Consider the following 26,833-nt stretch of genomic DNA (forward strand, 5'->3'; position numbering starts at 1 on the left):
GTGAAGCAGCTCGGTCAGTACGCCGCCCCGCGGCACGTCGTCGCGCACCTGAGCGACCCGCACCTGATCGGCGGCGGCGCCCTCCACTACGGCGTCATCGACAACGCCGCCAACCTGCGCCGCGCGCTCGACCGGCTCGCGGCGGTGCGGCCCGCGCCCCGGGCGCTGGTGTTCACCGGCGACCTCGCCGACCGCGCCGAGCCCGACGCGTACGCCACCCTCCGCTCGATCGTGGAGCCCTTCGCGGCCGGGATCGGCGCGACGGTGGTGTGGACGATGGGCAACCACGACGAGCGCGCGCCCTTCGCCAAGGCCATGTTCGACTCCGACGACGCCGGGTGCCAGGACCGGGTGCACGACGTCGACGGGCTGCGCATCGTCGCCCTCGACACCAGCGTGCCCGGCCACCACCACGGCGAGCTGCTGCCCGAGCAGCTGGCGTGGCTCTCCGACGTGCTCGCCACCCCGGCCGAGCACGGGACGCTGCTGGCGATGCACCACCCGCCGCTGCCCCTGCCGATGGTCCGCGCCGCCGAGCTGATCGAGCTGCACGACCAGCAGGCGCTCGCCGACGTGATCACCGGCACCGACGTGCGCGGCATCCTCGCCGGCCACCTGCACCTGCCCACGTGGTCGACGTTCGCCGGGGTGCCGGTCTCGGTGACGGCCGCCAGCTGCTACACCCTCGACCCGGCACCCGTCGACCGCTTCGTCTCGGGCGTCGACACCGGCCAGGGCTTCACGATGGTGCACGCCTACGACGACCGCCTCGTGCACACCCAGGTGCTGATCGAGCGCGGCACCGAGGTGAGCCACATCGGCTCCGACATCGAGGCCGCGCTCGAGGACGTGCCCGTGGAGCAGGCGCGCGAGCTCGCCTCCAGCAAGACGTCCCCGTTCAACTCCTAGCCTCCCGAGGACCCTCGACCTTGCGACTCCTGCTCATGCGCCACGGCCAGACGCACGCCAACGTCTCCGGCGAGCTCGACACCGCCCACCCCGGGCTCGACCTCACCGACCTCGGCCGTGCCCAGGCCGTGGCGGCCGCGAAGGCCCTCGCCGATGAGCGGCTCGACGCGATCTACGTCTCCAGCCGGGTGCGCACCCACCAGACCGCCGCGCCCACCGCGCAGGAGCGCGGCCTCGACCCGGTGCAGCTCGACGGACTGGAGGAGGTCTCCGCGGGCGACTTCGAGATGCGCAACGACCACGACGCCGTCGCCGGCTACATCGGTGCCGTCGCGGCGTGGCTCGAGGGCGACCTCGGCCACCGGATGCCCGGCGGCGAGACGGGCGAGGAGTTCCTGGCCCGCTACGACGCGGCGGTGCGCACCATCGCCGAGGCGGGCCACGAGGCCGCGCTCGTCGTCAGCCACGGTGCCGCGCTGCGCACCTGGGCCTCGAGCCGGATGGCGCCCAGCCCGCAGGCCCCGCCGGCCCACCAGCCGCTGCACAACACCGCGCTGATCGTGCTCGACGGCGACCCCCGCACCGGCTGGGAGCTGGTGTCGTGGCAGGGCCACCCCGTGGGCGGCGACTTCCTCGAGGACCCGACGGCCGAGGACCCGACCGGCGACCTCGACTCCGACGGGGACGGCGAGATCGGCTGAGCGACCAGCCGCGCTAGACGCCCTCGGTGCCGATGCCGGGGTGCACGAACGGCTTGCCGGCCCGCAGCTGCTCGACCGAGCCGGGGTGCACCCGCGCGAGGTGGTCGAGCCCGCGCCGGCGGTAGCGCAGCGTCTGCACGACGCCCAGGGTCCAGAACGCGTACTGCACGGCCATCGCCAGCTTGAAGTCGCCGAGCGTGTACGAGCCCATCCCGCCCGAGGCCGACAGGTCGAGCACCAGACCGATGAGGGCCATCGTCAGCAGCGAGGCCGTGAAGCCGCCGATGTTGACCAGCCCGTTGGCGCGCCCGGTCTCGTGCGCCGGGGTGAACGAGCGGGCGAGGTCGAAGCCCACCATCGCCGCCGGTCCACCGCTCGCGGTGGCGAAGGCCATCACGACCACCAGCCACGTCGGCGCCGCCCCCGGCCACAGCAGCACGGCCGTCCACGGGACCACCATCGCCAGCACGACGCCGACCACGATCCACGAGCGGTAGTAGGGCAGCCGGCCCACCAGCCGGGCGAGCACCAGGCCGCTGACGACCGCCCACGCGGTCATCGCCATCAGCAGGGTGCTCGCGGCGCGCGAGGTCCAGCCGAGTCCCTGCACCAGGAACGGGAAGCCCCACAGCAGCGTGAAGACGGTGGCGGAGAACTGCGAGGTGAAGTGCGACCACATCCCCAGCCGGGTGCCGGGGTTGCCCCAGACCGTGCGGACCGACTGCGCCAGCGCTCGCAGCTTGATGACGACGACCTCGTTGCGCCGGTAGGGCGAGTCCTTGACGAGCGCGAGCACCGCGACCAGCAGCACCACGCCGACGCTGGAGGTGAGCGCGAACGTGCGGGTCCAGCCGAGCTCGTCGAGCAAAAAGGACAGCGGGCCGGCGGCCGCGATCGCGCCCAGCTGCCCGGTCAGGCCGGTGACCTGGGTGACCATCGGCGCCTGCCGCACCAGGAACCAGATCGTGACCAGGCGGATCACGCTCACGAAGACCATCGCGTCGCCCGCGCCCACGACCGCGCGCGCGGCCACCGCCCCGGCGAACGAGGTCGAGAACGCGAACGCGAGCTGGCCGGCCGTCATCAGCGCGAGCCCGGCCAGCAGCATCGTGCGCGAGCCGTAGCGGTCGAGGAAGACCCCCACCGGCACCTGCATCCCGGCGTAGACCACGAGCTGCAGCACCGTGAAGGTGGCCAGGCTGGTGGCGGTGATGTCGAACCGGTCGGCCGCGATGATCCCCGCGACACCGAGCGAGCTGCGGTGGAACACCGCCAGCACGTAGACGGCGAGCGCGACCAGCCAGATCACCCAGGCCCGTCGTCTCCCGATGTCGTGGATCTGCTCCGCGCTCACGCCCGCCCGGCTCCGCGGTCGGTGCCCATCGCGGCGGACAGCTCCGCCCGCGTCGGCGGGTCGGCACCGGGCCGGGAGACGTTGATGGCGGCGCCGACGGCCGCGGTGGTGACGACGTCGAGGAGGTCGCGGTCGGTCAGGGCGCGCAGCGCGTCGCCGGCTCCGGGCCCGTGCACCCCGAGGGCGACCAGCGCGTCGAGCAGCACCCCGCTGAAGGTGTCGCCGGCTCCGACCGTGTCGGCCACCGCGACGGGCACGCCGGGCACCTCGAGCGTCGTCCCGTCGGGGCGCACGGCGACCGCGCCGGCGCCGCCGCGGGTGACCACGACGAGCCCCGGGCCGGCCGCCGCCCAACGGGTGGCGGTCGCGACCGGACCGTCGCCAGGCTGGAGCCACGCGAGGTCCTCGTCGCTCACCTTGACCACGTCGGCGAGGGCGACGAGCTCCTCGACCCGGGCCGCAGGCCCTGCGCGGTCGGGGGTGATCGCGGGGCGGGCGTTGGGGTCGAGCGAGAGCAGGGCTTGGCCGCGCCGCGCGCGGAACGCCTCCAGCACGGTGTCGGCACCCGGCGCGAGGACGGTCGCGATCGACCCGACGTGCAGCACGTCGCAGGGCACGTCGGGCACCGCGCGGAGGTCCCAGTCGAGGTCGAAGTCGTAGGTCGCGGCGCCGGAGTCGTCCAGGGTGACCGCCGCGCTCGACGTGCGGCCCGAGCCGGTGGGCGCCGCGAGGACCTCGACGCCGCCGGCCTCCAGCCAGGCCCGCACCGCCGCGCCGCGCGCGTCGTCGCCCAGCAGCGTCACCAGGCGTACGTCGCGCCCGAGCCGGCCGAGGGCGAGCGCCACGTTGGCGGGGCTGCCGCCGGGGTGGTCGCGGGTCGTCCCGTCGGGACCGGGCACCACGTCGACGAGTGCCTCGCCGACGACCAGGATGCGGGGCTGGACCTCGGTCATGCACCCATCATGCCCGGGCGCCCGGTCCTGCCTCGCCCGTGGGGCCCGATGCCGCCGCGAGGCGCTGGCGAGGGCGCTGGCGAGGCTGGGCGCGAGCGGCAGCCGGGGCAGGAGCGTCGCCTGGACCGCGTGGTAGAGGTCGGGCTTGCCGGGCCAGACGCTGGCCTGGGGACGGTTGGCGGCGTCGAGCTCGTGGTGCCACGAGCCCCGATCGACGTCGCGGACGTGCTCGACGACGTAGTCCCACCACTCGGCGTACCGCCGCGCGTAGGCGTCCTCCCCCGTGCGCCGGTGCAGCGCCGCGGCGGCCGCCACGGCCTCGGCCGCCACCCAGTGCATCCGCTCGCGCACCACCGGGCGCCCGTCCCAGTCGGTGGTGTAGACGAAGCCGGGCCCGCCGTCGGCGTGCCAGCCGTCGGCGACCGCCCGGTCGAAGAGCAGCCGCGACGTGTCGAGCAGGGCCGCCGGCGCCGAGGCGCCCAGGGTGGCCTCGAGGTGGAGCAGCAGCCGCGACCACTCGAGGCCGTGCCCCACGGTCGCGCCGTAGGGCTTGAACGGGTCGTCGGGCCGCTCGCGGTTGAGCTCGAGGTCCACCGACCAGTCGGGGCCGAAGTGCTCGGGGAGCCGGCCGTCGTACGCCGGCGCCAGGTCGAGCACGAGGCCGGCCAGCCGGGCCGCCCGCCGGTGCCACACGTCGTCACCGGTGACGTCGCCGACCGCGAGCATCGCCTCGACCGAGTGCATCGTGGAGTTGAGGCCGCGGTAGGGCGCGGCGGTGGTCCACGCGCGGTCCCACTCGTCGACCACGCGGCCCAGGTCGTCGTCCCAGAAGCGCTCCTCGAAGACGCCGGTCGCCTCGTCGAGCAGCCGCTCCGCCCCGGGCAACCCCGCGACGACGGCGGTCGACGCGGCGAGCATCACGAACGCATGGGCGTAGCAGGACTTGCCCGTGCCGTCGGGCGTGCGGTCGGGGCCGACCGCGGCGTGCCAGCCACCGTGGTCGGTGTCGCGCAGCACGCCGTTCAGCCCGGCGAGGGCACCGGACGCCACGGCGTCCGCGCCCTCGACGCCGAGCAGCGTGCCGAGGCCCTGGACGTGGACGGTGCGGGCGGTGATCCAGGTGTGCACCGGCCGCTCGAGGTCGGGCGCCCCGGCATCGTCGAGCCACGTGGCTCCCCCGCCGGGGTGCACGGCGCGGCGGCCGAAGGCCAGGAGGCGGCGACACTCGGCGTCGAGCCAGGCGTCGTCGGGCGGGGTGCTCATCCGGGCAGTCAAGCAGCGGGCGGCCCGGAACGCACGAGACCCCCGCACGTGGTGCGGGGGTCTCGCGACCGGATCGGACCGTTCCGGTGGCAGGTAGAGGATTCGAACCTCTGTAGGCAATGCCGGCTGATTTACAGTCAGCTCCCTTTGGCCGCTCGGGCAACCTGCCGGGGCGTGCGGAACAATAGCAAGGCACGGACATGACAACGAATCGCCGGGGCACCCGGCGCGAGCCCCCCAAGGAGGCACTCAATGGCCGACTCGAGCTTCGACATCGTGAGCAAGCTGGACCGCCAGGAGGTCGACAACGCGCTCAGCCAGGCGGCCCGCGAGATCGCCACCCGGTTCGACTTCAAGGGCACCGGAGCCTCCATCGAGTGGAAGGGCGAGAAGGCCATCGAGATCACCGCCTCCGCCGACGAGCGGGCCAGTGCCGTGCTCAGCGTCTTCCAGGACAAGCTGATCAAGCGCAACCAGAGCCTGAAGATCCTCGACGCCTCCGAGCCGCGCCAGTCGGGGCAGGTCTCCAAGATCGACATCGCGCTCAAGGAGGGCATCACCTCCGAGGACGCCAAGAAGATCTCCAAGCTGATCCGCGACGAGGGCCCCAAGGGCGTCAAGGCGCAGGTGCAGGGCGAGGAGCTGCGCGTCTCGTCGAAGAAGCGCGACGACCTCCAGGCCGTCCAGCAGCTGGTGAAGGCGCAGGACTACGACTTCGCGGTGCAGTTCACCAACTACCGCTGATCTCGGCCAGCTCGCCGACGAGCACCACGACCGCGCGCACCGGATCCGCGGGGAGGGGGCGCGCGCCGATCTCGCCGAGGGTCTGCTCGTCCGCCCCGCGACCGGCGGCGTAGACGGGGTGGTCGGCGGCGAGCCTGCGCAGCGCGGACGCCTGGGCGGTGAACATCGTCGGGCGCCGTGCCGCGAGGACGATCGCGTCGGCACCCGCGGCGCGGGCTGCGGCGCGGAGGGCGGGCACGGGCGTGTCGGCCCCGAGGAACCTGGCCCGTACGCCCCGCTCGCGCAGCATCAGCGCCACGCACAGCAGCACCATGTCGTGACGCTCGCCGGGCGGGCAGGCGAGCAGGACGACCGGCGCGGTCGCGGAGGCGTCCTGGAGCACCGGCGTCGGGGGCGCGGCGGCGAGCGCGGTGAGCGTTCGCCGCAGCATGTCGCTGACGAAGTGCTCGTGGGCCACCGACAGGGTGCCCGCCTCCCACCGGTCGCCGACCTCCTGGAGGAACGGGAGCACGACGCCGGTCACCGCGCCCGAGAGCGGCACGTCCCGGAGCAGCCGGGCGATCGCGAGCTCCGCCGCCTCGGCGTCGAAAGTCTCGACGGCCGACCACAGCTCGCCCGAGGTCGTCGTGAGGTCCACACGCGCACGCTAGCCGCCCCTGCGCGCGCACGCGCCTTTCCGGACGTCGCGGCGCACGCTCAGACGGCCGCCACCATCCTCGGCACCACGGTCGCGCCCGCCGCAGGGGTGAGCCAGACGGTGCTCCCCTCCTCGAGGCCGTGGGCGCGGGCGTGGGCGCGGGTCACGACGACCGACACCTCGTCGCCGTCGACGGTGAGCACGGTCAGCCGCACCTCGAAGCCGATGCGGACCAGGCGGTGGATCGTCCCCTCCACGCTGCCGGCCAGGGACGGGTTGCGCTCCAGCTCGATGTCGTGGGGTCGGAGCGAGAGGCCGCCGAGGTGGGTGACCTCGCCGAGGAACGACATCACGAAGTCGTTGGCCGGCTCGTCGTAGAGCTGGTCGGGGGTGCCGACCTGCTCGACGCGCCCCTCGTTGATCACCACGATCTCGTCGGCGACCTCGAGCGCCTCCTCCTGGTCGTGGGTGACGAAGACGGTCGTGACGTGCACGTCGTCGTGGAGGCGGCGCAGCCAGTCGCGCAGCTCCTTGCGGACCTTGGCGTCGAGCGCGCCGAACGGCTCGTCGAGCAGCAGCACCGAGGGCTCCACAGCGAGCGCGCGGGCCAGGGCCATGCGCTGGCGCTGCCCGCCGGAGAGCTGCGAGGGGAGGCGGTGGGAGAACTGCGAGAGGTGCACCAGGTCGAGCAGCTCGCGCACCCGGTGCTCGATCTCGTCCTTGGGCCGCTTGCGGATCTCGAGGCCGAAGGCGACGTTCTTGGCCACGGTCATGTGCTTGAAGACCGCGTAGTGCTGGAAGACGAAGCCGACGTTGCGCTTCTGCGCGGGCAGGTGGGTCGCCTCGACGCCCTCGATCCTGACCGTGCCGGTGTCGGCCTTCTCCAGGCCGGCGATGATGCGCAGCAGCGTCGACTTGCCGCCGCCGCTGGGGCCGAGGAGCGCCGTGAGCTGGCCGGTCGGGATGGTGACGCTGACGTCGTCGAGCGCGACGAAGTCGCCGAACTTCTTGTTCAGCCCTGACACTTCGATGCTCATGGGTGATGCCTTTCTGGGGCTCGGGTCTGGTGGCTCGGGGATGGCCGGGAGGTGGTCGCCGGGTCGGTCAGTGACGGTTCTTGGGACGGATGATCGCGACGACGACGATGCAGGCCACCGACACCATCGCGAGCAGGAAGGCGGTCGCGTAGGCGCCCTGCTGGTCGAAGTTGAGGTACTTCTCCTCGACCGCGAGGGTGGCCGTGCGGGTCTGCCCGAGGACGTTGCCGGAGACGACCTTGACCGCGCCGAACTCGCCGAGCGAGCGGGCCAGGGTCAGCACGACGCCGTAGACGATGCCCCACTTGATGGACGGCAGCGTGATCCGCCAGAACCGCTGGAGGGAGTTGGCCCCCAGGCTCTCGGCGGCCTGCTCCTGGTCGGTGCCGATCTCCTCGAGCACGGGGACGAGCTCGCGGATCATCAGCGGCAGCGCGACGAAGGTCGTCGCCATGATGATGCCGGGCGTCGAGAAGATGACCTGGAAGCCCCAGTCGGCGAGCGTCGGCCCGAGCCAGCCGTTGCGGCTGCCGTAGACCAGCACCAGCGCGAGGCCCACGACGATCGGTGACACCGACAGGGGGATGTCGAGCAGCGAGTTGAGCAGTCGCTTGCCGGGGAACTCCTGGCGCACGAGCAGCAGCGAGATCCCCACGCCGAAGAGCGTGTTGATCACGACCGACCACACGGCGACGTACGCGCTCAGCTGGAGCGCCACCACCATGTCGGGGTCGGAGAGCAGCGAGGCGATCGACTCCCACCCGTTCGCGAAGGTGTGGGTCACGACCAGCGACACCGGCCAGGCGACCAGGAGGAACAGGTAGGCGGTGACGATGAGCCGCAGCACGTAGGTCGTCGGGGTCCTGCGCACGCGCGGGGGACGGCGGCGCTCCTCGACGGGCGGCACCGCCGCATCGAGGTCGTGGACGAGGGTGTCAGCCACGTGCGGCCACCCGCCTCTGGATCAGGTCCAGGAGCACGATCACCGCGAGCGAGATCGCCAGCAGCACCGTGGCGACGGCCGCGGCCGCCGGGACGTTGTCGTTCTCGATGCTGCTGAGGATGCGCACGGAGGTGACCTCGGTCTTGAACGGGAGGTTGCCCGACAGCAGCACCAGCGAGCCGTACTCGCTGACGCCGCGGGCGAAGGACAGGGCGGCGCCGGCGGTGATGGCCGGCGTCAGGCTGGGCAGGATGATGCGGCGGAACGTGGTGAACCGGCTCGCGCCGAGCGAGGCGGCAGCCTCCTCGACGTCGAGGTCGAGCTCCTCGAGCACCGGCTGCACCATCCGCACGACGAACGGCAGCGTGACGAACAAGAACGCGAGGAAGACGGCCGGACGCTGGTTGGCGATGTCGATGCCGAGTGGGCTGTCGGTGCCGTAGAGCGAGAGCAGCACCAGGCCGGCGACGATGGTCGGCAGCGCGAAGGGGATGTCGATCATCACCTCGAGCACCGACTTGCCCCAGAACCGGTCGCGGACGAGCACCCAGGCGATGAGCGGGCCCATCACGACGTTGACGGCCGTGACGCCGAGCGCGGTGAAGACGGTGAGCTTGATGGCGGCGGCGGTCTGGCCGTTGGTGATGGTCGCCCAGAAGACGTCCCAGCCGCCGTCGACGGCGGTGACGACGACCGCCGCCAGGGGGATCAGGACCAGCGCGCTGAACCAGATCATGGCGATGCCGAGCCCGAGACCCGACGACCGCGTGAGCGTGGAGCGCGGACCCGACCGGCGAGGAGCCCTCGCCGGTCGGACCGCTGCGATCTCAGGAGAGGTCATGGTGGAGGTGATGGGGTGACCGGGGTGTCACTCGAGCGAGAGGCCGGCGTTGAGGATGGCCTCGAAGATGATGCCGTTCTCCTCGTCGAAGAACTTCGTCGACACCTCGTCCCAGCCACCGAAGTCCTCGTCGACCGTCAGCAGGGTGGGCACCTCGGGGAACGGGTTGGACGGGTCCGTCGCACCCTCGACGGTGCCGCCGTAGTCGACGTCGTCGCGGAGCGGGCGGAACCCGGTCAGGGCGAACTGCCTCTGGCCCTCGTCGGAGAGGACGAAGTCGAGCCATGCCTGCGACGGCTCGGAGGCGTCCTCGAGGATGGCCCCGGCGTTCTCGATCTTCAGCGTGGTCTCCGGGATGATGTACTCGAAGGCCTCGTCGTTCTGCGCGGCGAGGATGGCCTCGTTCTCGTAGGCCATGAGCACGTCGCCGGTGCCGCCGAGGAACGCCGTGGTGGCGTCGCGACCGCTGCCGGGGAGCGAGACGACGTTCTTGAAGAACTTGTTGACGTAGTCAGTGGCCTCCTTGTCGGTGCCGCCGTCGCTGATGACCTGGCCGTAGGCGGCGAGGGCGTTCCAGCGCGCGGCGCCCGACGAGGCGGGGTTCGCGGTCACGATCTCGACGCCCGGCTTGACCAGGTCGGCCCACGTCTTGATGTTCTTGGGGTTGCCGTCGCGGACGCCGAAGACGACGACCGAGGTGGACACGACGCCCTTGTTGTCGCCCGCGTCCCAGTCGTCGGCCACGAGGCCCTCGTCGACCAGGCGGGTGACGTCGGTGGGCACCGACATGTGGACGTAGTCGGCCTTGAGACCGGCGGCGACCGCGCGGCTCTGGTCCCCCGAAGGACCGTAGGAGGTCTGGAACTTCACGCCCTCGCCGTCAGGCGTCTTGGCGAACTCCTCGGCGATGGCCTTGTTGGCGGCCTCGGGGACCGCGAACCCGACGATGTGGATGGTCTCGGCGGCATCCTCGTCGGAGCTGCTGGCGCCACCGGGGGCGCAGGCGGACAGGGCCAGCGCGGAGAGGGTGGCCCCGACGACTGCGGCCGCGAGAGCGGTACGTGAACGGATCTGCATGGGGGATGCTCGACTTTCTCGATCGGGTGTGCAATGTCGAGAAACATACATGACTTTATTGACGTGACTGACATTGCTCACGGATCGGGCGAGTCCCGCGGTCGTCCGCTCTCGTCGGCGGGCACTGGGAACGAGGCGTCCATCACGTGGGGAGGGGCCGGATGTCGACCGGGCCGCGACTACTGTGGGCAGTTGGGAGAGGACTCTCGCGACACGTAGGAAGCAGGGCAAGAGGTGACCCACACCGACAAGCAGGTCAAGCAGCTCGACCGCGTCATCATCCGGTTCGCAGGCGACTCCGGTGACGGCATGCAGCTGACCGGCGACCGGTTCACGCAGGAGACCGCCGCCTTCGGCAACGACCTGGTGACGCTGCCCAACTTCCCGGCCGAGATCCGGGCACCCCAGGGCACCCTGCCGGGCGTCTCGTCGTTCCAGGTGCACTTCGCCGACCACGACATCCTCACCGCCGGCGATGCGCCCGACGTGCTGGTCGCGATGAACCCGGCCGCGCTGCGCGCCAACCTCGGCGACCTCCACAAGGGCGCGACGATCATCGTCGACACGCACGACTTCACCGCGCGCAACCTCACCAAGGCCGGCTACACCGCCAACCCGCTCGACGGCGACAGCCTCGACGCCTACGCCGTGCACCCCGTCGACCTCACCGGGATGACGGTCGAGGCGGTCAAGGACTTCGGCCTCTCGCGCAAGGACGCCTCGCGCGCCAAGAACATGTTCGCCCTCGGCCTGCTGTCGTGGATGTACGGACGCCCCACCGACCCGACGACGGCGTTCCTGACCAAGCGCTTCGCCAAGGTGCCCGCCATCCGCGACGCCAACCTCGCGGCGTTCAAGGCCGGGTGGAACTTCGGTGAGACCACCGAGACCTTCGCCGTGCAGTACGAGATCAAGCCGGCCACCATGCCGCCCGGCACCTACCGCAACATCACCGGCAACCTCGCGCTGGCCTACGGCCTGGTCGCGGGCGGCGTGCAGTCCGGGCTCCCGCTGTTCCTCGGCACCTACCCGATCACGCCGGCCTCCGACATCCTCCACGAGCTGAGCAAGCACAAGTCGTTCGGCGTCACGACCTTCCAGGCCGAGGACGAGATCGCCGGCGTCGGCGCGGCCATCGGTGCGTCGTACGCCGGCCACCTGGGCGTGACGTCCACCTCCGGCCCCGGTGTCGCGCTGAAGTCGGAGGCCATCGGCCTCGCCGTGATGACCGAGCTGCCGCTCGTCGTCGTCGACGTCCAGCGCGGCGGGCCCTCGACCGGCCTGCCGACCAAGACCGAGCAGGCCGACCTGCTGCAGGCGATGTTCGGGCGCAACGGCGAGGCCCCGGTGCCGATCGTGGCCCCCCAGTCACCCGGCGACTGCTTCGCCGCGGCCGTCGAGGCCACCCGGATCGCCGTCACCTACCGCACCCCGGTGCTGCTGCTCTCCGACGGCTACCTCGCCAACGGCTCCGAGCCGTGGCGGGTCCCGGCCGTCGACGAGCTGCCCGTGATCGACCCCGACTTCGCGACCGAGAAGAACTACACGGTCACCAACGACGACGACACGGTCACCTCCGAGTTCTGGCCCTACCTGCGCGACGAGGCCACCCTGGCCCGCCCGTGGGCGATCCCCGGCACCCCCGGGCTCGAGCACCGCATCGGCGGCCTCGAGAAGGGCGACGGGCACGGCAACATCTCCTACGACCCGGCCAACCACGACTTCATGGTCCGCACCCGCCAGGCCAAGGTCGACCGGATCGCCGACTCCATCCCGCTCGTCGAGGTCGACGACCCCTCGGGCGAGGCCAAGGTGCTCGTCCTCGGGTGGGGCTCGACCTACGGCCCCATCGGCGCCGGCGTACGCCGCGTCCGCAAGGCCGGCTACCACGTCGCGCAGGTCCACCTGCGCCACCTCAACCCCTTCCCCAGCAACCTCGGCGAGGTCCTCAAGGGCTACGACAAGGTGCTGGTGCCCGAGATGAACCTCGGCCAGCTCTCGCTGCTGCTGCGCGCGAAGTACCTCGTCGACGCGGTCGGCTACAACCACGTCCGCGGCCTGCCGCTCAAGGCCACCGAGCTCGCCCACGCCATCGGCGAGCTCGTCGGCCAGGCCGAGGGCATCGAGATCGACCTCGGCGTGTGGGGCGAGCCGACCCAGAAGGAGCACATCCGATGACCAGCCAGACCGACCTGGGCCTGCCCGCCTTCCGCTCCGGCACCGAGTCGGTGCCGGCGAGCGAGGCCCCGCAGACCGGCAAGGACTTCACCTCCGACCAGGAGGTGCGCTGGTGCCCCGGCTGCGGCGACTACGCCGTGCTCAAGGCCGTCCAGTCGTTCCTGCCCGACCTCGGCCTGCGCCGCGAGAACATCGTCTTCGTCTCCGGCATCGGCTGCTCGTCGCGCTTCCCCTACTACCTCGACACCTACGGCATGCACTCGATCCACGGCCGGGCGCCGTCGATCGCGACCGGCATCGCCACCGCGCGCGAGGACCTGTCGGTGTGGGTCGTCACCGGTGACGGCGACGCGCTGTCGATCGGCGGCAACCACCTGATCCACGCCCTGCGCCGCAACGTCAACATGACGATCCTGCTGTTCAACAACCGGATCTACGGCCTCACCAAGGGCCAGTACTCCCCCACCTCGGAGGCCGGCAAGGTCACCAAGTCGACGCCGATGGGCTCGGTCGACCACCCGTTCAACCCGGTGTCGCTGGCACTCGGCGCCGAGGCGACGTTCGTGGCACGCACGATCGACTCCGACCGCAAGCACCTCACCTCGGTGCTGGCCGCGGCCGCAGCCCACCGCGGCACGTCGCTGGTCGAGATCTACCAGAACTGCCCGATCTTCAACGACGGCGCGTTCGACGCCATCAAGTCGCCCGACACCAAGGCCGACGCGATCATCCCGCTCGTGCACGGGGAGCCGATCCGCTTCGGCGCCCCGCTCGAGGACGGCCGCGGAGCCAAGGGCGTCGTACGCGACCCCGAGACCGGTGGCGTCAAGGTCGCCCTGGTCGCCGACGTCGGCGAGGACGCCGTGCTCGTGCACGACGCCCACAGCCCCGACCCGTCGACGGCGTTCGCCATCAGCCGGCTGACCGCCGCCGACTACCTCCACCAGGCGCCGATCGGGATCTTCCGCCAGGTGCAGCGCCCGACCTACGACGACCAGGCCCGCGCGCAGGTCACCGCCGCCGTCGAGGAGGCCACCAACGACGACACCGCCGACCGCTCCGCTCGTCTGGCGGGGCTGATCGGCGGTGGCGACACCTGGACGATCATCTGATCGTCCGGGTGGTGGTCGGCTGGTGAGCGGCGCTCAGTCGAAGTAGAGCGTCCAGACCTTGCCCTTGGTGTTGCCGAAGCCGTTGGAGTGGTCGACCTTGGAGCGCCACTTCCAGCGGCCCCGCTCCGGGGCGTAGATGCGGGTCTTGAAGACGCCCTTGTCGTTGGTCTTGACCTTCTTCACGGTCTTCCACTTGCAGGAGCCGCACTTCTTCTTGAGGATCTTCACCTTCTGGTTGGCGTAGGGCAGCACGGTGCCGTCGGCCTGCGGCTCGCTCACCGTGCCCTTGAGCTTGAAGGCGTTGTAGGAGACCTGCTTGGTGCGCGGCGGGACCTCCTCGATGATCCGCTTGGGCTGCGACCCGGCGTTCGCGCCCGTGCTGAGCACGCCGGCGACGAGCAGGGCGGCGATCAGCGCCGCCAGGACGGTGCGGACGATCCGCATGGTGAGTTCCCCCTCGAGTGGTGTGACTGTCTGATCGTCGAGGTCCCCCGGACCCCGACGGCGCCCATCGTAGGTGACGGTGTCCCCCTAGACTCCCGGAGTGCCAGATAGCCGTCGCGGACTGATCTTCGGCGCGCTCGCCTACACGCTCTGGGGCACCTTTCCCCTCTACTGGACGCTGCTCCAGCCGGCCGGTGCCATCGAGATCCTCGCCCACCGCATCGTGTGGTCGGTGCTGACGATGGTCGTCATCCTCGTGCTGTCGCAACGCGTCGGGCACTTCCGGGCGCTGCTGCGCGACCGGCGCCGGCTGCTGCTCCTCGTCTGCGCGGCGCTCATCATCACCGTCAACTGGGGCGGCTACATCTGGGGCGTCAACAACGACCGCGTCGTCGAGACCTCCCTGGGCTACTTCATCAACCCGCTCGTCACCGTGCTGATGGGCGTGCTGCTCCTCGGCGAGCACCTCCGGCGGCTGCAGTGGATCGCCATGGCGCTCGCCCTCCTCGCCGTCGTCGTGCTCACCGTCGACTACGGCCAGCCACCCTGGGTGGCCCTGCTGCTCGCGTTCTCCTTCGCCACCTACGGCCTGCTCAAGAAGACGGCAGGCGCCGGCGCCGTGGAGAGCATCACGCTGGAGACCCTGGTCATCGCGCCGTTCGCGGCGGGGTACCTCGTCTGGCTCGTGGCGGCCGGCCAGTCCGGCTTCGGCGGCCACGGGGTCGGGCACGCGCTGCTCTTCACCACCACCGGAGTGATCACCGCCATCCCCCTCATGCTGTTCGGGGCGGCGGCCAACCGGGTCTCGATGGTGTCGCTGGGGCTGCTGCAGTACCTCGCCCCCATCCTCCAGTTCGCCCTGGGCATCCTCGTCTTCCACGAGGACATGCCCGCCAGTCGCTGGATCGGCTTCGGGCTCGTGTGGGTGGCCCTCGCGATCTTCACCGTCGAGGCGCTCAACCACCGTCGCCGTCAGCTGCGCCTCGTCGCGCAGGCCAGCGCCGCCTGACCGAGGGCCTGCGCTTCCCAGGAGCGAGCTCGGTGTATCGACGGATCAAGCGCGCGCAGGTGGTTGTCGGTGTCGACGGTGGAATCGAGCGCATGCTCGGGGCGCTGGCCACGAGCGGGTGGCGCAGGTCGCCGCCGTCGCCGGGCGCATCGGGCCGACCGGGCGTCCTCAAGCGGTCACGACCCCGCTCAACCACCCGGATCCGGGTGTCCCAGCGGGGACGAGACTGTCCTAGCGGCCCTGCTCGGGCGGAGGCGGGGCAACGGCTCGTGCTGCTCGACCACCTCCGCGGCCGGTGCACCGACTCGCGCACCAAGGTCACCATCAAGCCGGTCATCGACCTCAACACCCAGCTCCACACCGACGCCTACGAGATCCCCGACAAGCTCCGCGACCAGATCGCCCTCCGGGACCGCAGGTGAGTTCTAGGTGGTGACGCAACACCTGTCTTGAAGAGTTGTGATGAGTAATTGCACCCGCCCCGCCCGCGGCTGCGACATCGACCACGTCATCCCCTTCGACCACGACGCCGCCACAGACGGCAGACCGCAGCCCGACCCGACCCAGACCGACAACCTTGCTGCTCTGTGCCGGTCCCACCCGGCCCACCCAGCCCACCCGGCCACCCGGAATCCCACGCCTTCGCCGATCAGGCCCCCGCTTCATCAAGGTATGTCGTCGGACCAGCACTTCCCATGGTCAGCTCGCCATGGGAAGTGCCGGTTCGTCTGCATCCCTTGATAAACCGGCAACGGCGCCACGGGTGGCGCGCGGGCCACCAGCCGTCCCCGGACCCCGCCCCACACCCGGTAGCGGGGCCACCGGCGCGCACGCGTCCCACCCGGAAGCGGGGCCACCGGCGCGCACGCGTCCCACTCGATATCGGGGCCACCGGCACGCACGCGTCCCACTCGATATCGGGGCCACCGGCACGCACGCGTCCCACTCGATAGCGGGGCCACCGGCACGCACGCGTCCCGCCCGGCAGCCAGCGCGCACTGGCGCCCGAGGCGACGATCCGCTGCGGGGCGCCTGCACCCTCGTGCTGAAGCCGCAGCGGTGGCAGACTGCGGTGTCTCGACGCCTTGGGGGTCCCATGCCAGTGATGCTGACGCCGCGCGACCCGTCGCGACCGAGGCGGCGAGCGCGATGATCTACCTCGTCGTCGTTCTCCTCGTCGTGCTCATCGGCCTGGTGGTCGAGAACGCTCGCCGCGGCCCCCTGAAGGCGACCAGGACCGGCAGCCAGGCCGGTGACGGCGGAGCCGGCGGCGACGGCGGTGCCGGCGGCGGGTGACCCGGGACGGCCGCGGCGGCATGCTTCGATCGGCTCGAGGCGTGCCTCGATCGCCGCCCACGCCGCTACCCTGCCGTCATGCTGAAGGCCTGTCTCAACGGTCCCCGCCTGCCTGCCGAGCACCCCGCGCTCCCGGTGACTCCCGCCCAGCTCGCAGCCGACGTCGTCGCAGCGACAGGAGCGGGCGCGGCGATGGTGCACGTGCACCAGAAGGACGCGTCCGGTAGGGACACGTTCCGCTCGGACGCGGTCGCCGAGACGCTCGAGGCGATCCGCGCCGCGTCGCCCGGCACGCCGGTCGGCATCACCACGGGGGCCTGGGCCGCGCCGGCCGTCGAGGACCGCCTCTCCGCCATCCGCTCGTGGACCGTGCTTCCTGACTTCGCCTCCGTCAACTGGCACGAGGACGGCGCGGAGCAGATCGCCGACGCGCTCCTCCAGCGAGGGGTCGCGGTCGAGGCGGGGCTGTGGACCGAGGACGCGCTGCGGGCCTGGCTGGCGTCGCCGTTGCGGGAGCGGTGCGTGCGCGTGCTGCTGGAGCTTCCGGACGAGCCCGACACGGCACGGTGCTGCGACCTGGCCGATCGCATGCTCGCCCTCCTCGGCGACGGCGCGAACGCCGTCCCCGTCCTGCTCCACGGCGAGGACCGGAGCGCGTGGCCGGTGCTGGAGCACGCACGCCACCTCGGGCTCGACACCCGGATCGGGCTCGAGGACACCCTGACCCTTCCCGACGGTACGCCGGCCCCCGACAACGCCTCGCTGGTCCGAGCCGCGCTCGCCTGGACGTGACGCCGCGGCGCCACGCGGGCCGGTCACAAGAAGATGGTGATCGTCGAGACGGCCAGGCCGACGCCTGCCAGCCCGAGGAGCACCCGCGACAGCCGCGTGCGCTGCAGCGGCTGAGGGCGCGTGCGCGACTCACGCTCGCGACGGTCCCGATCACGGGACTCCAGCACCTGCGCCCAGATCAGCACGACCAGGCTCACCGGCAGCAGCACTCCACGAACGTCACCCGGCGACATGCTCGCAGGATAGGGCCGCGCGCATCCGCGGCAGGATCAGCCGGGTCGACCGCGGGTCAGGACGTACGCGTGGCGACGATGTCGGCGAACGACTCCAGGGCGGTGCGGACCGGGCCGGGATCGAGGGCCTCGAGGAGCTTCTTCGCCCGGGCGGCCTCGCTGAGGACGTGGTCGCGCGCCTGCTGCATCGCCGGGTGGCGGCGCATCAGCTCGAGGGCCTCGGCGTGCTCGGCGTCGTCGGTGAGCGGGCGGCCGAGCAGGCTGAGCAGGCGGGCGTCGGCCGGGTCGGTCGAGGCCTGGGCCATCAGCACGGGGAGGGTGGGCACGCCCTCGCGCAGGTCGGTGCCCGGCGTCTTGCCCGACGTGTCGGACTCCGAGGCGATGTCGAGGATGTCGTCGGTGAGCTGGAACGCCGAGCCGACGATCTCGCCGTAGGAGCTGAGCGCCTCCACGACCTCCGGACGCGCCCCGCTGAACATCGCGCCGTAGCGCGCGGACGTGGCGATGAGGGAGCCGGTCTTGCCGGCCACGACGTCGAGGTAGTGCGCGAGCGGGTCCTCCCCCGGCCCCGGCGGCACGGTCTCCATGATCTGGCCCTCGACGAGGCGGGTGAACGTACGCGCCTGGATGAGCACCGCCTCCGGGCCGAGCTCGGCGGTGAGCTCGGAGGAGCGGCCGAACAGGAAGTCGCCGGTGAGGATCGCGACGTTGTTGTCCCAGCGCGCGTTGGCAGTGCGTGCGCCGCGGCGCAACGCCGCCTCGTCCATCACGTCGTCGTGGTAGAGCGAGGCCACGTGGGTCAGCTCGACCACGCACGCGGCCGTGTAGACGGCGTCGGCGTCGGGGTCGGGCCCGGCCTCGGCGGCCAGCAGCACCAGCAGCGGACGGAAGCGCTTGCCACCGGCCATCATCAGGTGCGTCGCCGCCTCCGAGACGAACTGGGCACGCCCGCGGCAGTGGTCGGCGAGCATCCCCTCGATGCGCGCCATCCGCTCGACCAGCCGCTGCTCGAGAGCGGCGTCGACGACGGGCATGGCGAGGGACGTGTCGGTCACCTGATGAATTCTCCCGCAACCGCCGCCAGGTCGAGCACCGGCCCCGGCAGCACGCCGAGGACGAGGGTCACCGCGGCCCCGACGGCGATCGTCGTCGCGGTGAGCACCGACGGGTAGGCCACGCTCGGACCGTCGCCGACGGGCTTGTCGAAGTACATGACCTTGATGACCCGGACGTAGAGGAACGCGGCGATGATGCTCGCGACCACGGCCGCGATGACCACCGGCCACGCACCGGCGGCGAGCGCCGCGGAGAAGACCGCGAGCTTGCCCACGAAGCCGGAGGTGAGCGGGATGCCCGCCATCGCCAGCAGGAAGAACGCGAACACCGCGGCCACGATCGGGGACTCCTTGCCCAGGCCGGCCCAACGGTCGATCGCGGTGGTCTCGCCGCCGCTGTCGCGGACCAGGCTCACGACGGCGAAGGCGCCGATCGTGGCGAAGCCGTAGGTCGCGAGGTAGAACAGCACGGCCTGGAGCGAGGTGATCTCGCCCGGGGCCAGCTGGTCGGTGGCCTGCAGCCCCACGACGCCGGTGAGGATGAAGCCGGTGTGCGCGATGGAGGAGTAGGCCAGCAGTCGCTTGATGTCGCTCTGGGTGATGGCCAGCGCGGCGCCCACGAACATGGAGAGCACGGCGATGATCCACAGCATCGGCTGCCACGACCAGCGGTCGGCGCCCAGGGCGACGTAGAACAGCCGCATCAGCGCGCCGAACGCGGCGACCTTGGTGCCGGCCGCCATGAAGGCGGTGACCGGGGTCGGCGCGCCCTGGTAGACGTCGGGCGTCCACGCCTGGAACGGCACGGCACCGACCTTGAACAGCAGGCCCACCGCGAGCAGGCCGGTGCCGATGAGCAGCAGGCTCTGGTTGCCGACGTCGTTGCGGACGGCCTCGTTGATGGCGGCGAAGTCGAGCGAGCCGGCGAAGCCGTAGAGCAGCGCCGCGCCGTAGAGGAAGAAGCCGGAGGAGAACGCGCCGAGCAGGAAGTACTTGAGCGCGGCCTCCTGGCTGAGCAGGCGACGCCTGCGTGCCAGGCCGCTCAGCAGGTAGAGCGGCAGCGAGAGGACCTCGAGGCCGACGAACATCGTCAGCAGGTCGTTGGCCGCGGGGAACAGCATCATGCCGAACACCGCGAACATCATCAGCGGGTAGACCTCGGTGTGCTCGCGGTGGGCCGCGATCGAGGCCGTCTCGGCGTCGGTGCCCGGCACCGCGGCGGCCTGGCCGGCGAACGCCGACACCCCGCCGTCGAGGTGCCGCTCGGCGAAGAGCAGCACACCGGCGATCGCCAGCGCGAGGACCAGGCCCCAGATGAAGAGGCTCGGTCCGTCGACCGCGATGGTCCCGCCCATGGCGAGCACGCCGCGCGCCTCGCCGTCGTCGTAGGTCGGGACGTCCTGGGCGACCAGCACGACGCCGACGAGGGCGAGCACGAGGCCGCCGAGGGCGAGCACGACCTGGGCGGGGTAGCGGACCCCGCGCGGCAGGAACGCCTCCACGACGACGCCGAGGCAGGCCACGCCGAAGACGGCCAGCAGGGGCCAGAGCTCGAAGTAGTCGACGACGGGCTTCACGAACTCGGTCACTGGGGACCACCCTCCTGGCCGATGCCGACGCTCGCGAGCGAGTCGTCGACGAACGGGTTGATGACGTCGAGCAGCGGCATCGGGTAGAAGCCGAACAGCACGAGTGCGAGCAGCAGCGGGGCGAGGATGCCGGTCTCACGCCGGTCGAGGTCGGCCACCGGGGCCGCGTCGACGCGGCCGGGGCCCGTCATCGTGCGCTGGTACATCCAGAGCGCGTAGAACGCGGCCAGGACGATGGCGAGCACCGCGACCGCACCGACCACCCAGTGGTAGTCGAACGCGGCGATGATGACGAGCATCTCGGAGACGAACGGCGACAGGCCGGGGAGGCCGGCCGCGGCGAGGCCGCCGACGAGGAAGAAGCCGGCCAGCACAGGGGCGGCCTTCTCCACCCCGCCCATCTCGCGGATCGACGCGGTGCCGGTGCGACGGATCAGGAACCCGGCGGCGAGGAACATCAGTGCCGTCGCGATGCCGTGGTTGACCATGTAGAGGATCGCGCCGGAGCCACCGGTCGGGCTGAAGACGAAGATTCCCAGCACGATGAAGCCGAAGTGCGACAGCGAGGTGAGGCCGATCAGGCGCAGGACGTCGTCCTGGCCGATGGCGACGAGCGCGCCGTAGATGATCGAGATCAGCGCCAGGACCACGACGGCCGGCGTGGCCCACTGCGAGGCCTCCGGCAGCAGCCCCAGGCAGAACCGCAGCATCCCGAAGGTGCCGATCTTGTCGAGGATGCAGACCAGCAGCACGGAGGTGCCGGTGGTCGCCTTCTCGGTGGTGTCGGCGAGCCAGGTGTGCACCGGGAACATCGGCGCCTTGATCGCGAAGGCGATGAAGAAGCCGGCGAACAGCCAGCGCTGGGTGGTCTCGTCGATGTCGAGGGCGGCCAGGTCGCTGATCAGGAAGCTCGGGTTGCCGGCGTCGGCCGAGACGACGTAGAGCCCGATCACCGAGGCGAGCATGATGAGCCCGCCGCCGAGCTGGTAGATGAGGAACTTGGTCGCGGCGCGTCCGCGACCGGCCCGGCCGAAGCCGCCGATCAGGAAGTAGGCCGGGATCAGCGTCGCCTCGAACACGACGTAGAACAGCAGCACGTCGGTGGCGGTGAAGACCGCCAGCGACATGGCCTCGAGGGCGAGGGTCCAGGCGAAGAAGGACCTCGCGCCGCTGTTGCCCGCCTCGTCCGACTCGTTCCAGCCGGCCAGCAGCACGATCGGCACGAGCGCGACCGTGAGCAGGACCATCAGCAGCCCGAGTCCGTCGAGGCCGAGCGCGTAGTGGACGCCGAGCGACTCGATCCACGTGTGGGTCTCGGTGAGCTGCATGCCGCCGCCCACGTCGTACTGCGTCGCGGCGACGACGGCAGCGACCAGGGTCGCCGCGGCGAAGCCGAGGCCGACCAGCCGGGCGAGCGCGTGCGGCACGAAGGCCGTGACGAGCGCGCCGACGAGCGGCAGCAGGATCAGGATCGTGAGAGTCATGCGGGGTCCTCGCAGGGGTGTTCGACGGAGGAGCTGAGCGGGGATGGCGGGGGGCTCTGGAGGGTGCTCATCCGAGGTTCACCACCAGGAGGGCGAGGACGACCAGGAGGGCACCGCCGAGGACCGACAGGGCGTAGGAGCGGACGAACCCGTTCTGGACCCGTCGCAGCGTCCTGGACACGCCGCCGACGGCCGCCGAGCCACCCTCGATCACCCCGTCGACGCCCACGCGGTCGAACGTCGCCAGGCCGCCGACGAGCTCGGCACCGGGACGCACGACGACCGCGTCGTTGATGGCGTCGCCGTAGAGGTCCGCGCGGGCCGCACGCGTCGCGAACGACACGTCCTGCGGCGCCTCGCGCGGGACCTCGCGCTTGCCCACCAGGAACCAGGCCGCGGCCACGCCGAGCGCGACGACGGCGGTGATGATCAGCGTGATCACGATGGCCGGCAGCGGGGGCTCGTGGTGCTCCGCGTGCCCGGTGACCGGCTCGAGCCAGGTGACGATCCAGTCGCCGAACAGCAGGACGCCGCCGAGGACCGAGAGCGCGGCCAGCACGACCAGCGGCACCGTCATCACCTTGGGCGACTCGTGCGGGTGCACGTCGGGCGCCCAGCGCTTGCTGGTGAAGAAGGTCATCAGCATCAGGCGGGTCATGTAGAAGGCCGTGATGCCGGCGCCGAGCAGCGCGAGCAGACCGATGACGAGGTTGTCGGCCAGCGCCGACTCGATGATCTTGTCCTTGGACCAGAAGCCCGAGAACCCGGGGAACCCGATGATCGCGAGGTAGCCCATCGCGAACGTCACGAAGGTGATCGGCATCGCCTTGTTGAGCGCGCCGTAGTGGCGCATGTCGACGTCGTCGTTCATCCCGTGCATGACCGAGCCCGCGCCGAGGAACATGTTGGCCTTGAAGAAGCCGTGCGTGAGCAGGTGGAAGATCGCGAACGGGTAGCCCACCGGGCCGAGGCCGGCGGCGAGCATCATGTAGCCGATCTGGCTCATCGTGGAGCCGGCCAGCGCCTTCTTGATGTCGTCCTTGGCGCAGCCGAGGATCGCGCCCCACAGGAGCGTGACGGTGGCGACGATGACCACGGCGGTCTGGGCGACCGGTGTGAGGTCGTAGATGAAGTTGGAGCGCACCACGAGGTAGACGCCGGCGGTGACCATGGTGGCGGCGTGGATCAGGGCCGAGACCGGGGTCGGGCCCTCCATCGCGTCGAGCAGCCACGCCTGCAGCGGCACCTGGGCCGACTTGCCGCACGCGGCGAGCAGGAGCAGCAGGCCCAGCGCGTTGAGGGTGCCCTGGCCGGCCTCGCCGGCGAGCTCGCTGACGGCACCGAAGTCGGTGGTGCCGAAGGTGGCGAACATCAGCGCGATTGCCAGGGACAGACCGATGTCGCCGACGCGGTTGATGACGAAGGCCTTCTTGGCGGCGGCAGCGGCCGACGGCTTGTGCTGCCAGAACCCGATGAGCAGGAAGGACGCCAGGCCGACGCCCTCCCAGCCCAGGAACAGGCCCACGAAGTTGGCCGAGAGGATCAGCGTGAGCATCGCCGCGACGAACAGGTTGAGGTAGCCGAAGAAGCGGCGGCGGCGCGGGTCGTGCTCCATGTAGCCGATGGCGTAGACGTGGATCAGCGCGCCGACGCCGGTGATGAGCAGCAGGAACAGCGCGGACAGCGGGTCGTAGAGCAGGTCCATGCCGACCGTCAGCGAGCCGGTCTCGAACCACGTCCAGAGGTGCTGGCCGACCTGGCGGGCGTCGTCCTCGCGCCCGAGCAGCGCGATGAACAGCACGAGGCTGACCACGAACGACAGCGCGGTCATCGCGGTGCCGAGGAGGTGGCCGTGCTTGTCGGCGATCGCCTTGAGCGAGGCGGGCAGGAACGGCGCGACGCCGAGCAGCAGGACGGCGCCGAGCAGCGGGAGCGCGATGACCAGCCACAGCAGGTCGAAGACGCCGCCGGCACCGGTGTCGGGCGCGACGATCGGCGCGTTGGCGCCCTCGGCCATCGGCAGTCCTGCGGCGAGGACCGAGTGGGACAACAGGTTCACGAGTGCTCCCTCAGTACTTCAGCAGGCTGGCGTCGTCGACCGAGGCCGAGCGTCGGGTGCGGAAGATGGTCATGATGATCGCGAGCCCGATCACGACCTCGGCAGCAGCCACGACCATCACGAAGAAGGCGGTGATCTGGCCGTCGAGGTTGCCGTGCTGGCGGGCGAAGGCCACGAACGCCAGGTTGCAGGCGTTGAGCATCAGCTCGACGCACATGAACACCACGATGGCGTTGCGGCGCGTCAGGACGCCCACGCAGCCGATGGTGAACAGGATCGCCGAGAGGACGATGTACTGGGTCACTGGTCCGTGTCCTTGTCCGTGCCGACGATGGGGTCACCGGCGCCGTGGCTGTCGGCGTGCTTGACGACGTCCTCCTCGGTCGTGGCGGGCGAGCCGGCCTTGCCCGAGGTCTCCGGCATCGCGCTGGGATCGCCGATCTGGCGGCGCACGTCGACGATGTCGTCGGCGAACGCCGGAGCCGAGCGCACCGTGCCGCGGGCGGCGAGCACGCGCGAGACCGACGACTCGGCCGCGGTGCCGTCGGGCAGCAGCGCCGGGGTGTCGACCGCGTTGTGGCGGGCGTAGACGCCGGGCGACGGCAGCGGGCCGAGGTGCTTGCCGTGCTCGGCGAAGTCACGCAGCCGCTGGGCGGCGAGGTCGGCCTGCGTCGCCTTGGGCGTGAGGCGCTCGCGGTGGGCGAGCACCATCGCGCCGAGGGCGGCGGTGATCAGCAGCGCGCTGGTCGCCTCGAAGGCGAAGACGTAGCGGGAGAACAGGATGTTGGCGATCGCGGGCACGTTGCCACCGGCGTTGGCCTCGTCGAGGCCAACGACCGTGCCGAGGGTGACCTGGCTGAGGCCCAGGACCAGCACGATCCCGAACAGCAGGCCCAGGACGATCGCCATCGTGCGCTGGCCGCGGATCGTCTCCACGACCGAGTCCGTCGCGTCGACGCCGATGAGCATCATCACGAACAGGAAGAGCATCAAGATCGCGCCGGTGTAGACGATGATCTGCACCGCGAAGAGGAACGGCGCGTCGAGCACGGCGTAGAGGAACGCCAGGCTGATCATCACCACGGCGAGCAGCAGCGCGGCGTGCACGGCCTTGCGGACGAACAGGATGCCCAGCGCGGCGGCGACCATGATCGGGGCGAGGATCCAGAAGGTCATCGGGGTCCCCTCGGAGTTGTCGGGCGGAGGAGCGGAGCGGAGGAGGACGAGAACTTCGTGGGGCGGTTCATCGGGTGGCCCCCCGGTAGTAGTCGCCCTCGTCGTCGCCGAGTCGCATCGCGTGCGGCGGCTCCTCCATGCCCGGCAGGAGCGGGGCCAGCAGGTCGGACTTCTCGTAGATGAGGTCGGCCCGGTTGTCGTCGGCGAGCTCGTACTCGTTGGTCATCGTCAGCGCGCGGGTCGGGCACGCCTCGATGCACAGCCCGCACAGGATGCAGCGCAGGTAGTTGATCTGGTAGACGCGGCCGTAGCGCTCACCCGGGCTGAAGCGACCGGAGCCGTCGGGCAGGTCGACGTTGGACGCGCCCTCGACGTAGATCGCGTCGGCCGGGCAGGCCCAGGCGCACAGCTCGCACCCGATGCACTTCTCCAGGCCGTCGGGCCAGCGGTTGAGCTGGTGGCGGCCGTGGAAGCGCGGAGCGGTCGGCATCTTCTCGAACGGGTACTGCTCGGTGACGACCTTCTTGAACATCGTCCGGAAGGTGACGCCGAACCCGGCGATCGGGTCCCAGAGGCTCTCCTTGATGCCCTTGGAGCCCTGACCGGACTGAGACGACTCACTCATGGTTCTCCTCCGCTGCGGCGGTGACGGTGGTGCGGCTCTGGGCGAACGTGAGGGGCTGGGCGCCGCCGCGGACGGCACCGCCCGCCGGCATCGGCGGCACGGGGAACCCGCCGGCGAACGCGTCGTGCGGCTCCTCGCGGGCCTCGACGGGCTCGTCCTCGGACTGCTTGTCGCCGACGAACATCAGCGCGACGGTGAGGACCAGCAGGACGGCGATCGCGGCCACGAGGTAGGTGCGGTTGATGTTGCCCTCGAGCGAGATGACGCGGATGGTCGCGACGGCCACGATCCAGGCCAGCGAGACCGGGATGAGCACCTTCCAGCCCAGCGCCATGAACTGGTCGTAGCGCATGCGGGGCAGCGAGCCGCGCAGCCACACGAAAAGGAAGATGAAGCAGAAGACCTTGCCGAAGAACCACAGCAGGGGCCAGTAGCCGCTGTTGGCGCCGTCCCACACGTTCTCGATGCCCCACGGTGCGGCCCAGCCACCGAGGAAGAGCGTGGTGGCGATGGCCGACACGGTCGCGAGGTTGATGTACTCGGCCAGGAAGAACAGCGCGAACTTGAGGCTGGAGTACTCGGTGTGGAAGCCGCCGACCAGCTCGCCCTCGGCCTCGGGGAGGTCGAAGGGGGCGCGGTTGGTCTCGCCGACCATCGAGATGACGTAGATGACGAAGGACGGCAGCAGGATCAGGCCGAACCAGAGCCGGTCCTGCGCGGCGACGATCTCGGAGGTCGACATCGACCCGGCGTAGAGGAACACCGCGACGAGCGCGAGGCCCATCGCGACCTCGTAGGAGATCATCTGCGCGCTCGAGCGCAGGCCGCCCAGCAGGGAGTAGGTCGAGCCGGACGACCAGCCGCCGAGGACGATGCCGTAGATGCCGATCGAGGCGATGGCGAGCATGAACAGCACCGCCACGGGCATGTCGGTGAGCTGCAGCGGGGTCCGGTGGCCGAAGAAGTTGACCTCGGGCCCGAGCGGGATCACCGCCCAGGTCACGAAGGCGGGCACGACCGCGATGATCGGGGCCACCAGGAAGACGACCTTGTCGGCCGCCTTGGGGATGATGTCCTCCTTGAGCGCGAGCTTCACGCCGTCGGCCAGCGACTGCAGCAGGCCGAAGGGACCGTTGACGTTGGGCCCGACGCGGTGCTGCATCCGGGCCACGACCCGGCGCTCGAGCCAGATGTTGAACAGCGTCAGCAGCACCAGGATCAAGAAGATGAACACGGCCTTGAGCGCGATCACCCACCACGGGTCCTGGCCGAAGGCGGCCAGGCCGGGGTCCGGCAGGTCCGCCGCGAGCGGAGCGAGCATC

Annotated in this window: 25 protein-coding genes, 1 tRNA gene and 1 pseudogene; 9 read left to right on the forward strand and 18 right to left on the reverse strand. The window is 71.1% G+C overall.

Going from position 1 to position 26,833, the window contains the following annotated elements; translation table 11 throughout:
- Nucleotides 1–909: a phosphodiesterase gene (locus AC4H2S_RS14290; RefSeq protein WP_491497639.1), complete on the forward strand. Its 909-nt coding sequence runs from the start codon at nucleotides 1–3 to the stop codon at nucleotides 907–909.
- A gap of 20 nt (nucleotides 910–929) precedes the next feature.
- Nucleotides 930–1,610: a histidine phosphatase family protein gene (locus AC4H2S_RS14295; protein WP_491497640.1), complete on the forward strand. Its 681-nt coding sequence runs from the start codon at nucleotides 930–932 to the stop codon at nucleotides 1,608–1,610.
- Between the two features lie 13 nt (nucleotides 1,611–1,623).
- Here the strand turns inward: AC4H2S_RS14295 and AC4H2S_RS14300 are convergent, their stop codons facing one another.
- The 3 genes from AC4H2S_RS14300 to AC4H2S_RS14310 form a co-directional block, all read right to left on the reverse strand.
- Nucleotides 1,624–2,964 carry an MFS transporter gene (locus AC4H2S_RS14300; RefSeq protein WP_491497641.1) on the reverse strand — a complete coding sequence of 447 codons (1,341 nt, stop codon included), beginning with the start codon at nucleotides 2,962–2,964 and terminating at the stop codon, nucleotides 1,624–1,626.
- Nucleotides 2,961–5,180 (reverse strand): PfkB family carbohydrate kinase, encoded by a 2,220-nt coding sequence (locus AC4H2S_RS14305; RefSeq protein ID WP_491497642.1) that lies wholly within the window; start codon nucleotides 5,178–5,180, stop codon nucleotides 2,961–2,963. The genes AC4H2S_RS14300 and AC4H2S_RS14305 overlap by 4 nt, the downstream gene beginning before the upstream one ends.
- Before the next feature lie 87 nt (nucleotides 5,181–5,267).
- Nucleotides 5,268–5,349: transfer RNA gene (locus tag AC4H2S_RS14310), tRNA-Tyr, on the reverse strand.
- An 83-nt stretch (nucleotides 5,350–5,432) separates the two neighbouring features.
- Here AC4H2S_RS14310 and AC4H2S_RS14315 point away from each other — a divergent pair.
- Nucleotides 5,433–5,924 carry a YajQ family cyclic di-GMP-binding protein gene (locus tag AC4H2S_RS14315; RefSeq protein WP_491497643.1) on the forward strand — a complete coding sequence of 164 codons (492 nt, stop codon included), beginning with the start codon at nucleotides 5,433–5,435 and terminating at the stop codon, nucleotides 5,922–5,924.
- Here AC4H2S_RS14315 and AC4H2S_RS14320 read toward each other — a convergent pair.
- The 5 genes from AC4H2S_RS14320 to AC4H2S_RS14340 all read right to left on the reverse strand — a co-directional run bounded on the left by AC4H2S_RS14320 (nucleotide 5,908) and on the right by AC4H2S_RS14340 (nucleotide 10,459).
- Nucleotides 5,908–6,561, reverse strand: a complete 654-nt coding sequence (locus AC4H2S_RS14320; RefSeq protein ID WP_491497644.1) for a cobalamin B12-binding domain-containing protein — start codon at nucleotides 6,559–6,561, stop codon at nucleotides 5,908–5,910. The two genes, AC4H2S_RS14315 and AC4H2S_RS14320, sit on opposite strands and share 17 nt — an antisense overlap.
- A 59-nt stretch (nucleotides 6,562–6,620) precedes the next feature.
- The gene (locus AC4H2S_RS14325) at nucleotides 6,621–7,598 is read right to left on the reverse strand and encodes a sulfate/molybdate ABC transporter ATP-binding protein (RefSeq protein ID WP_491497645.1); all 978 of its coding nucleotides are present in this window, start codon (nucleotides 7,596–7,598) and stop codon (nucleotides 6,621–6,623) included.
- A 67-nt stretch (nucleotides 7,599–7,665) separates the two neighbouring features.
- Nucleotides 7,666–8,541 carry a sulfate ABC transporter permease gene (locus AC4H2S_RS14330; RefSeq protein WP_491497646.1) on the reverse strand — a complete coding sequence of 292 codons (876 nt, stop codon included), beginning with the start codon at nucleotides 8,539–8,541 and terminating at the stop codon, nucleotides 7,666–7,668.
- Nucleotides 8,534–9,382, reverse strand: a complete 849-nt coding sequence (gene cysT / locus AC4H2S_RS14335) for a sulfate ABC transporter permease subunit CysT (RefSeq protein WP_186340187.1) — start codon at nucleotides 9,380–9,382, stop codon at nucleotides 8,534–8,536. The genes AC4H2S_RS14330 and cysT overlap by 8 nt, the downstream gene beginning before the upstream one ends.
- A 27-nt stretch (nucleotides 9,383–9,409) precedes the next feature.
- The gene (locus tag AC4H2S_RS14340; RefSeq protein WP_491497647.1) at nucleotides 9,410–10,459 is read right to left on the reverse strand and encodes a sulfate ABC transporter substrate-binding protein; all 1,050 of its coding nucleotides are present in this window, start codon (nucleotides 10,457–10,459) and stop codon (nucleotides 9,410–9,412) included.
- Between the two features lie 234 nt (nucleotides 10,460–10,693).
- Here AC4H2S_RS14340 and AC4H2S_RS14345 point away from each other — a divergent pair, with 234 nt between their 5' ends.
- Both AC4H2S_RS14345 and AC4H2S_RS14350 read left to right on the forward strand, forming a co-directional pair.
- Nucleotides 10,694–12,637: a 2-oxoacid:acceptor oxidoreductase subunit alpha gene (locus tag AC4H2S_RS14345; protein ID WP_491497648.1), complete on the forward strand. Its 1,944-nt coding sequence runs from the start codon at nucleotides 10,694–10,696 to the stop codon at nucleotides 12,635–12,637.
- On the forward strand, nucleotides 12,634–13,749 hold the full coding sequence (locus AC4H2S_RS14350) for a 2-oxoacid:ferredoxin oxidoreductase subunit beta (protein ID WP_491497649.1): 1,116 nt from the start codon (nucleotides 12,634–12,636) through the stop codon (nucleotides 13,747–13,749). Before AC4H2S_RS14345 ends, AC4H2S_RS14350 begins: the two co-directional genes overlap by 4 nt.
- Nucleotides 13,750–13,782: 33 nt before the next feature.
- Here the strand turns inward: AC4H2S_RS14350 and AC4H2S_RS14355 are convergent, their stop codons facing one another.
- Nucleotides 13,783–14,193 carry a hypothetical protein gene (locus AC4H2S_RS14355; RefSeq protein WP_491497650.1) on the reverse strand — a complete coding sequence of 137 codons (411 nt, stop codon included), beginning with the start codon at nucleotides 14,191–14,193 and terminating at the stop codon, nucleotides 13,783–13,785.
- Between the two features lie 100 nt (nucleotides 14,194–14,293).
- On the opposite strand from AC4H2S_RS14355, the gene rarD reads away from it, so the two are divergent.
- The 4 genes from rarD (at nucleotide 14,294) to AC4H2S_RS14375 (ending at nucleotide 17,290) form a co-directional block, all read left to right on the forward strand.
- Entirely contained in the window at nucleotides 14,294–15,202 is a 909-nt protein-coding gene (gene rarD / locus AC4H2S_RS14360; RefSeq protein WP_491497651.1) for an EamA family transporter RarD, read from the forward strand.
- Between the two features lie 269 nt (nucleotides 15,203–15,471).
- Nucleotides 15,472–15,624, forward strand: a complete 153-nt coding sequence (locus tag AC4H2S_RS14365; protein WP_491497652.1) for a hypothetical protein — start codon at nucleotides 15,472–15,474, stop codon at nucleotides 15,622–15,624.
- 727 nt (nucleotides 15,625–16,351) lie between these two features.
- On the forward strand, nucleotides 16,352–16,498 hold the full coding sequence (locus AC4H2S_RS14370) for a hypothetical protein (protein WP_491497653.1): 147 nt from the start codon (nucleotides 16,352–16,354) through the stop codon (nucleotides 16,496–16,498).
- 78 nt (nucleotides 16,499–16,576) lie between these two features.
- On the forward strand, nucleotides 16,577–17,290 hold the full coding sequence (locus tag AC4H2S_RS14375) for a 3-keto-5-aminohexanoate cleavage protein (RefSeq protein WP_491497654.1): 714 nt from the start codon (nucleotides 16,577–16,579) through the stop codon (nucleotides 17,288–17,290).
- 23 nt (nucleotides 17,291–17,313) lie between these two features.
- On the opposite strand, the gene AC4H2S_RS14380 is transcribed toward AC4H2S_RS14375, so the two are convergent.
- From AC4H2S_RS14380 to nuoH, 9 genes and pseudogenes are all read right to left on the reverse strand, one after another.
- Nucleotides 17,314–17,523, reverse strand: a complete 210-nt coding sequence (locus AC4H2S_RS14380) for a hypothetical protein (RefSeq protein ID WP_491497655.1) — start codon at nucleotides 17,521–17,523, stop codon at nucleotides 17,314–17,316.
- A 56-nt stretch (nucleotides 17,524–17,579) separates the two neighbouring features.
- A complete protein-coding gene (locus AC4H2S_RS14385) occupies nucleotides 17,580–18,557 on the reverse strand; it encodes a polyprenyl synthetase family protein (protein WP_491497669.1) in 978 nt (325 codons plus the stop codon).
- A gap of 17 nt (nucleotides 18,558–18,574) precedes the next feature.
- A complete protein-coding gene (nuoN, locus tag AC4H2S_RS14390) occupies nucleotides 18,575–20,167 on the reverse strand; it encodes an NADH-quinone oxidoreductase subunit NuoN (protein ID WP_491497656.1) in 1,593 nt (530 codons plus the stop codon).
- The gene (locus AC4H2S_RS14395) at nucleotides 20,164–21,651 is read right to left on the reverse strand and encodes an NADH-quinone oxidoreductase subunit M (RefSeq protein WP_491497657.1); all 1,488 of its coding nucleotides are present in this window, start codon (nucleotides 21,649–21,651) and stop codon (nucleotides 20,164–20,166) included. The genes nuoN and AC4H2S_RS14395 overlap by 4 nt, the downstream gene beginning before the upstream one ends.
- A 67-nt stretch (nucleotides 21,652–21,718) precedes the next feature.
- Nucleotides 21,719–23,668, reverse strand: a complete 1,950-nt coding sequence (nuoL, locus tag AC4H2S_RS14400) for an NADH-quinone oxidoreductase subunit L (protein ID WP_491497670.1) — start codon at nucleotides 23,666–23,668, stop codon at nucleotides 21,719–21,721.
- Nucleotides 23,669–23,720: 52 nt separating this feature from the next.
- Nucleotides 23,721–24,014, reverse strand: coding sequence for an NADH-quinone oxidoreductase subunit NuoK (gene nuoK / locus AC4H2S_RS14405; protein WP_129456153.1), 294 nt, complete (start codon nucleotides 24,012–24,014; stop codon nucleotides 23,721–23,723).
- Nucleotides 24,011–24,892, reverse strand: a pseudogene (locus AC4H2S_RS14410) (NADH-quinone oxidoreductase subunit J); the annotation flags it as partial. The gene nuoK and the pseudogene AC4H2S_RS14410, both read right to left, overlap by 4 nt.
- A 61-nt stretch (nucleotides 24,893–24,953) precedes the next feature.
- Complete coding sequence (nuoI, locus tag AC4H2S_RS14415; protein WP_491497658.1) at nucleotides 24,954–25,511, reverse strand: NADH-quinone oxidoreductase subunit NuoI; 558 nt, start codon at nucleotides 25,509–25,511, stop codon at nucleotides 24,954–24,956.
- Nucleotides 25,504–26,832: an NADH-quinone oxidoreductase subunit NuoH gene (gene nuoH / locus AC4H2S_RS14420; protein ID WP_491497671.1), complete on the reverse strand. Its 1,329-nt coding sequence runs from the start codon at nucleotides 26,830–26,832 to the stop codon at nucleotides 25,504–25,506. The genes nuoI and nuoH overlap by 8 nt, the downstream gene beginning before the upstream one ends.
- Between the last annotated feature and the right edge of the window lies 1 nt (nucleotide 26,833).

This window comes from Nocardioides sp. Z13_37, assembly GCF_058355585.1.